Origin of the sequence: Streptomyces sp. MnatMP-M17 (assembly GCF_900091995.1) — a bacterium.
Taxonomy (GTDB): Bacteria; Actinomycetota; Actinomycetes; order Streptomycetales; family Streptomycetaceae; genus Streptomyces.
This window is the reverse complement of record NZ_FMDK01000560.1, coordinates 1-5,603: the sequence shown is the minus strand read 5'-3', so window position 1 is coordinate 5,603 and position 5,603 is coordinate 1. Positions and strand designations below refer to the sequence as shown.

The following is a 5,603-nucleotide window of genomic DNA, read 5'->3' as shown; positions in this document are numbered from 1 at the left end:
GCCCGCGCCCGCGGCTACGGCAGCCGCACCGGCACCGAGCGCGTACGGGCCGACTGGACCACCGGCGCCACCGGCATGATCGGCAAGAGCTACGACGGCACGATCGCCAACGGAGTCGCCGCCACCGGTGTCGAGGGACTGAAGACCATCGTCCCGATCAGCGCGATCTCCTCCTGGTACGACTACTACTTCCAGCAGGGCGCTCCTCTCTACGACTCGGGACCCGAGTGGCTCTCCGACTATGTCGAGAGCCCGGAGGCCCGGGCCCGCTGCCAGGCGGTGCAGCAACGGCTGATCGACGAGGCACCGCGCACCGGCGACTGGACCGGGCTGTGGAATGAGCGCGACTATGTGCGCAACGCACACAAGGTACGGGCCAGTGTTTTCGCCATCCATGGCGCACAGGACCTCAATGTGCGCGCCAAACACCTCGGCCAGTGGTGGGACGCGCTCGCCGACGCGGGCGTGGAGCGCAAGATCTGGCTCTCCCAGACCGGCCATGTCGATCCGTTCGACTTCCGCCGCGCCACCTGGGTCACCACGCTGCACCGCTGGTTCGATCACTATCTCCTCGGCTACGAGAACGGCATCGACCGCGAGCCCATGGCGGACATCGAGCGCGCTCCCGACCAGTGGTCCACCGACCGCGTCTGGCCGCCGCGTACCACCGCGACCACCGCCCTGCGTCCCGGCGCGGGCGCCGTCGCCGGAGTCGGCACCCTGGGCCGTACGCCCGCGAGGCCCGGCACCACCGAGACCTTCACCGACGATCCGCGGCAGAGCGAGAGCGACTGGGCCGCCGAGATCGATATGCCGACCACGGCCAAGTCCGGCTTCATCACCCGGCCGCTCAGCCGTGAGCTTCGGGTGTCCGGCTCCGGTACGCTCACCGTCACCGCCACACCGTCCACCTCGACGGCCCATCTCTCGGCGGTCCTTGTCGACCTCGGGCCCGACACCATCCGGGACTACGCCGCGTCGGGCGAAGGCATCACCACGCTGACCGAACGCACCTGCTGGGGCCCGAGCACCACCGCCGACAGCTCCTGCTACCGGGAGACCGCGGCCAGGACGGCCGAGGTCGACCACACCGTCTTCAGCCGCGGCTGGGCCGATCTCGGCACCTACGCCTCGGCCGGCCACGGCCGCCCGCTGACGCCCGGCAAGCCGTACACCCTCACCATCGAGTTCGCCGCGACCGACCATGTCGTCCCGGCCGGACACCGGCTCGCCCTGATCATCGCCGGCACCGACCAGGGCCTCATCGACCCGCCGTCCACCACTCCCACTCTCACCCTCGATCTGGCCAGGACCTCCGCCGGACTGCCGCTCGTCGGCGGCGCGGCGGCCTTCACCCGCGCCACCACCGGCGCCGTCCCGCCGCACAGCGCACCCCGTGAGTCCCGTCACCACGGCGTGGCCGAGCCGCGCCGGATTCCGCCGATCCCGGGAGACAGCAGCCGATGATCCGACCACGCGCCACAACTCCCCGTGTACGAGGGCTCGTTCTGGCGGTCACCGCCACCGCCCTCGTCACCTCGCTGGCCGCCGTGCCCGCCCAGGCCACCACCACCTCGCCCGCGCCGCCGCGTACCGAATTCGAGACGAACGGCGGGGCCGACTGGACCAGCCAGCCACAGGAGCAGGAGTTCCTGACCGCCGTCGACCGGGGGAGCGAGCGCGCCACGCTCAGCACTATCGGGACCACGAAACAGGGCCGTCCGCTCCAGCTCGTCCGGATCGGCGCCCGGCACGCGGCCACCACCGTGCTGCTCGTGTGCAGCCAGCACGGTGACGAACCGTCGGGCCGCGAGGCGTGTCTGACCACGGTCCGCGATCTCGCCTACACCAAGGACCGCGACACCCTGCGCTTCCTGGCCCGTACGAGCGTGCTCGTCGTCCCCACCGCCAACCCGGACGGCCGGGCCGCCGACACCCGGGGCAACTCCGACGGCGTCGACATCAACCGCGACCACATCGCGCTCAAGACGGCCGAGGGCCGCGCCTTTGCCGCCCTCATCCGCGACCAGCGCCCGGATGTCATCTACGACCTGCACGAGTACGGCGCCACTCCGCCGTACTACGACAAGGACCTGTTCGATCTCTGGCCGCGCAACCTCAACACCGCGACCGGTGTCCACGACGAGTCGAAAGCGCTCTCGGAGCGCTATGTACGGCCCGCCGCACGGGCGGCCGGCCACACCATCGGCACCTACGGGATCTGGACCGATCCGGTGACCGACGAGCCCATCCGGCAGACCGCCGGTGACGGCCAGGAGCGCATCCTGCGCAACGCGGCCGGTGTCAAACACTCGCTCGGCCTGCTCATCGAGAGCCGGGTCAACGCGCTGACCGACGCCGAGAAGGCCGATCCCGCGCTGAACCACCGGCGCCGGGTGGCCAGCCAACTCGACTCGCTGAAGGGGCTGTTCACCTTCACCGACGAGCGCAGAGGAGCGATCGTGAGCGCCACGGCCACCGCGAGGCTGGCCGGACTGAAGGACCGCGGCCCGGTCTACCTCGGCGGTGCCGACAACGAACCGGCGACGCCCGAGCAGATCATCCAGAATCCGCCGTGCGGCTACCGGCTCGACGCGGCACAGTACGCCGACGTCAAGGACGAACTGGCCCTCCACGGTGTGCTGTCACTGCCGCTCGGCAAGGGCGCCTTCGTACCGCTCCGCCAGTCGCAGCGGAATCTGGTCCCGCTGCTCCTGGACGAACGCGCCACCTACCACCTGACCGCAGCGACACCCGCCGACTGCTGATCACGAGTCAGTCCAGCGCCAGCCGGGCCGCGTCCTGCGCGCAGCCCCAGGACACGGTGACGCCCGCGCCGCCGTGTCCGTAGTTGTGCACCAGCCGCGCGCCTCCGGGCAGTGTCACGGCCTCCAGCCGGACCCGGGGGCGCGCGGGCCGTAGTCCCACCCGGTGCTCCAGCACCCGCGCCCCGGCCAGCGTGGGACGGATCCGGGCGCAGCGCGCGACGATCGCCTCGGCCTCGGCCGGATCGGGACGCAGATCCCAGGAGTGCTCCGTCGCCGTGCCGCCGAGCAGCACTCCGTACGGCTGAGGCATCACATAGGTCATGGCGGCGGAGCCGGGAACGGACGCCACGAACCACTCGTCGATGCCCGGGTTCTCCACGACCACCACCTGCCCGCGCACCGGATACAGCGACGCGTCCGCCACCAGCATCCGGGCACCGATCCCGGTGCAGTCCACCACCACGGGCGCCAGTTCCGCCGGCTCCTCGAAGCCCGTCACCGAACGCCGCTCCACCGTGCCGCCCGCCGCCCGCAGCCGCTCCTTCAGATACCGGAGATGGACGGGCATGTCGATCAGCGGAACGGCGGCCCGCAGCGCCTGGCCGAAGCCGGCCGGCAACTCGTCCGCACGGGCCTCACGCAGTCCGGGGACCCGCGCGGCCCAGCTTCCCAGGCCCTCCATCGGGATGTCCGCCATCAGTCCCGGCACGATCCGCACGCCGGTCTCGTCCGGCCGCAGCGCGAGCCGTTCGTACTGGCTCAGCGACGTCTCCAGCCAGGCGCCGACCTCGGCCGCGGGCTCGATGCGATAGGGCCAGAACAGTGCTCCCGCCACCGCCGATGTGGTGCGTCCCAGCGGATCACGCGTCCACAGTCCGACTCGTTGTCCGCTCTCCGCGAGTACCACCGCCGTCGTCAGACCGATGACTCCGCCGCCGACCACTATCACATCGCTCTTGCCGCCGTTCATGTCCGGACCGTAGCGGAATCCGGTGGACGGACAAGTCTCTCCTGCACGATCCTTTTCGCCGAGGAGGCCCACCACCTCGTTAGGATCTACGGTCTGATGACTGCCACGCTCGTAGCCAAGGATCTCGCCGCAGGACACGGCGACCGCTCGCTCTTCTCCGGGCTCGACCTCGTTGTCGCACCCGGCGATGTGATCGGACTCGTGGGTGCCAACGGCGCCGGAAAATCCACTCTGCTCCGGCTGCTCGCCGGACTCGACACGCCCGAGGACGGCGCGATCAGACTCTCGCCGCCCACCGCCGCCGTCGGCCATCTCCCTCAGGAGCCCGAGCGGCGCGAGGGCGAGACCGTACGGGCATTTCTGGGCCGCCGTACGGGAGTCACCGCCGCGCAGACCGCGCTGGACGAAGCCACTCAGGCGCTTGTCGACGGCGCGCCCGGCGCCGACGACGCCTATGCCATCGGGCTGGAGCGCTGGCTGAGCCTCGGCGGCGCGGACCTGGACGAACGGGCCGAGGAGACCGCCGCCTCGCTGGGCCTCACCGTCGGACTCGACCAGCCCATGACCACGCTCTCCGGCGGCCAAGCGGCCCGCGCGAGCCTCGCCTCGCTGCTGCTCTCGCGGTACGACGTCTTCCTGCTGGACGAGCCGACCAACGACCTCGATCTCGACGGCCTCGAACGCCTGGAGAGGTTTGTGACCGGTCTGCGCGCCGGCACGGTCGTCGTGAGCCACGACCGCGAGTTCCTCGTGCGCACCGTGACCAAGGTCCTGGAACTCGACCTGGCCCAGCAGAAGATCACGCTCTTCGGCGGCGGCTACGAGGCCTATCTGGAGGAGCGGGAGACCGCGCGGCGCCACGCCCGTGAGGAGTTCGAGGAGTACGCGGAGAAGAAGGCGTCCCTGGAGACACGGGCGCACACCCAGCGCGCCTGGATGGAGAAGGGCGTCAGGAACGCCCGGCGCAAGGCGACCGACAACGACAAGATCGGCCGTAAGCTCCGCGCCGAGTCCAGCGAGCAGCAGGCGGCCAAGGTACGCCAGACACAGCGGCTGATCGAACGCCTCGACACGGTCGAGGAGCCGCGCAAGGAGTGGGAACTGCGGATGGAGATCGCCTCCGCGGACCGCTCCGGCGCGGTGGTCGCGGTGCTGCGCGCGGCCGAGGTCAAGCGCGGCGGCTTCCAGTTCGGCCCGGTCACGCTCCAGATCGACCGGGCCGACCGCGTCGCCATCACCGGACCCAACGGCTCGGGCAAGTCCACACTGCTGGCCGCCCTGCTGGGCCGCCTCCCACTGGACGCGGGCCACGCGTCACTCGGCTCGGGTGTGGTCGTGGGCGAGGTCGACCAGGCACGCGCTCTCTTCCACGGCCCGGAGACCCTGCTGGACGCGTTCCGCCCGGCCGTCCCCGACACCGAACCGGCCGAGATCCGCACCCTGCTCGCCAAATTCGGCCTGAAGTCCGACCACCTCCTGCGCCCGGCGACCACCCTCTCCCCGGGCGAACGGACCCGCGCCGCACTGGCACTCCTCCAGGGCCGAGGCGTCAACCTCCTCGTCCTGGACGAGCCGACGAACCATCTCGACCTGCCGGCGATCGAACAACTCGAATCCGCGCTGGACTCCTACGACGGCACCCTGCTCCTGGTCACCCACGACCGCCGCATGCTGAACGCGATCCACACAACCCGCCGCCTGGACGTGGCCGCGGGCCAAGTAACCGAGACCTGACCGTTTTGTCCTTAATCGCCGGACGGGCTGGGTGGGTGCCCGCACCCACCACCGGCCCCCGCGCCGCAGGCGCGTAAAGCCCCGCCGCACGGCGGCCCCCGGCCGGGAGACACACCGCGCCGTCAGGCGCG

At 71.1% G+C, this 5,603-nt stretch carries 4 protein-coding genes; 3 read left to right on the top strand and 1 reads right to left on the bottom strand.

Features of this window, described 5'->3' with window-relative positions; translation table 11 throughout:
- Both GA0115259_RS24180 and GA0115259_RS24175 read left to right on the top strand, forming a co-directional pair.
- A partial coding sequence (locus GA0115259_RS24180) for a CocE/NonD family hydrolase C-terminal non-catalytic domain-containing protein (protein WP_093600939.1) occupies positions 1-1,467 on the top strand: 1,467 nt, incomplete at its 5' end.
- Positions 1,464-2,768: a M14 family metallopeptidase gene (locus GA0115259_RS24175; protein WP_093600937.1), complete on the top strand. Its 1,305-nt coding sequence runs from the start codon at positions 1,464-1,466 to the stop codon at positions 2,766-2,768. The genes GA0115259_RS24180 and GA0115259_RS24175, both read left to right, overlap by 4 nt.
- Positions 2,769-2,775: 7 nt before the next feature.
- Here GA0115259_RS24175 and GA0115259_RS24170 read toward each other — a convergent pair whose 3' ends face one another.
- Entirely contained in the window at positions 2,776-3,738 is a 963-nt protein-coding gene (locus GA0115259_RS24170) for an FAD-dependent oxidoreductase (protein WP_093600935.1), read from the bottom strand.
- Positions 3,739-3,834: 96 nt separating this feature from the next.
- Here GA0115259_RS24170 and GA0115259_RS24165 point away from each other — a divergent pair, with 96 nt between their 5' ends.
- Positions 3,835-5,472 (top strand): ABC-F family ATP-binding cassette domain-containing protein, encoded by a 1,638-nt coding sequence (locus GA0115259_RS24165; protein ID WP_093600933.1) that lies wholly within the window; start codon positions 3,835-3,837, stop codon positions 5,470-5,472.
- Positions 5,473-5,603: the final 131 nt, after the last annotated feature.

What these genes read in the sequence shown, in the direction of transcription:
- GA0115259_RS24175 (WP_093600937.1), top strand. Translation starts at nt 1,464, where the DNA reads ATGATCCGACCACGCGCCACAACTCCCCGTGTACGAGGGCTCGTTCTG.
- GA0115259_RS24170 (WP_093600935.1), bottom strand. Translation starts at nt 3,738, where the DNA reads ATGAACGGCGGCAAGAGCGATGTGATAGTGGTCGGCGGCGGAGTCATC.
- GA0115259_RS24165 (WP_093600933.1), top strand. Translation starts at nt 3,835, where the DNA reads ATGACTGCCACGCTCGTAGCCAAGGATCTCGCCGCAGGACACGGCGAC.